Consider the following 1,571-nt stretch of genomic DNA (forward strand, 5'->3'; position numbering starts at 1 on the left):
GTTTAATCTTATTCATATTTGTTCCTTTTTTAGTTGTGATAAGTTTACCTTACCCCTTAAAAAAGTTGTATGATTTAGTGTAGCCGATCCAGCTTTTAATTTTCCTACCACAGGTGCTGATGGGTTATTTTTTGATTTAGTTTTAGAGGGAAATGTAAATGATTTAATATGGGATTCTGATACACATGAAGGAATTACTGCCACAGTGACAAGTATACCAAGGAATGAGTCTTGGTTTTATGAGGTTTGCAGTACTCTGGAAAGTTTTATGCCTTCCTGTAGTACAAGAACTATTTTTAAAAAAAGTACATTTATACGCGTTATTTTAACAGGTCCATCAGCAAATCATGCTCAAAGAAACTCCAATAATCCAAGTCCAGTTCGTAAGCCACATTTGCCGCAAACATTTGAATTAGTGGGTAGAAATAGATCTGGTGAGGTATTGAAGTATAGTTTTATATTGAAGCAGTGGTTTGTCCATCGTGGTGATAAAATGGGTAACCAATCTGAGCAAACCGCATGGTGTAATGCGATAGGTTATCGTATGCCAAGAGTAAAAGATCTGACCAATGCGAAGTGCGGTGTAGGTGACTCCCGATACGACAATTTTCCTTGTAGAAATGGAATAGACGGCGCTTCACCACAGTCACGCCGTAATGATGTACTACGCAGTATAGGAGCAGGATTCGTAACGGAATGGGGAACCTTGACTATGTACAATAGTGCAGGCTTTACCAGGCGTGGTAACTATTGGACTAGCGATAGCGATTTCTTCGTAGAATCGGGCAGTGGCCAGGTTAATAACCTAAACTCAAATTGGGTTTCTAGCTCTAATGGTGGTATTTGCGTTTATCCTTAATACTAATTTCTTATTTTTTATATAAAAGAGATATTAAGCTTGGAATTAATCAAAAGTAAAGCAGTTAAAGAATAACGCTCAGCTTAAGTGAATCTAAGCTATGAAGCAAGCGTTAAGCGCTTTTACACAGCAAGTAAAAGCGCTTTCAGTGAAATAATAAAATAACAAAAAACGCAGTAATTTTATCATTTTACAAAAAACTAGATTACATCATGAAGTGCAACTCGTCTTAGCTCCTTAGAATAAAAGGAGGCAGGGCTTTTATTCGAAGGCCGTTTTCTTGGGCGTGAGTTCAATAAATATTGCATTTTCTTTATCTGTTCGTCGTCAACGAATGAAATAGTCGCTGACGTTTGTTTAAACATGCGGCAATCTGCTCTGGCTGTAATAATGTATTAGGTATTTTTCAATTTGATGTCATACCGAGCCTCTATGGGCCTATCATTACCGCTGTTTTTTCGCCTTTTCCGAGCAAGTGTCACCGCCTCATGCGCTTGATAGGCTTGTTTACGTTTGAATTTCTTTTTATCTCACGACTTATTGTCGAAGGATATTTAGAAACATAACACCATATTTTAATTAAAAATTTAACTATCAATAAAACTGAACCGTTTTTATTTTTACATTTCTTTATAAAAAAAGTCCGCCAAAAAACTAGCCAACCATTTTTTTAATGGTTATACTTTTATCGCTATAGGAAAACAAGCTTATT

At 36.2% G+C, this 1,571-nt stretch carries 1 protein-coding gene; it reads left to right on the plus strand.

The window, feature by feature from the left end:
- The first annotated feature begins 268 nt into the window (after positions 1 to 268).
- Positions 269 to 859: a hypothetical protein gene (locus J6569_RS11110; protein WP_296318521.1), complete on the plus strand. Its 591-nt coding sequence runs from the start codon at positions 269 to 271 to the stop codon at positions 857 to 859.
- Positions 860 to 1,571 lie beyond the last annotated feature (712 nt).

This window comes from Gilliamella sp. (assembly GCF_024104075.1).
In the GTDB taxonomy this organism is placed as follows: Bacteria; Pseudomonadota; Gammaproteobacteria; order Enterobacterales; family Orbaceae; genus Gilliamella; species Gilliamella bombi.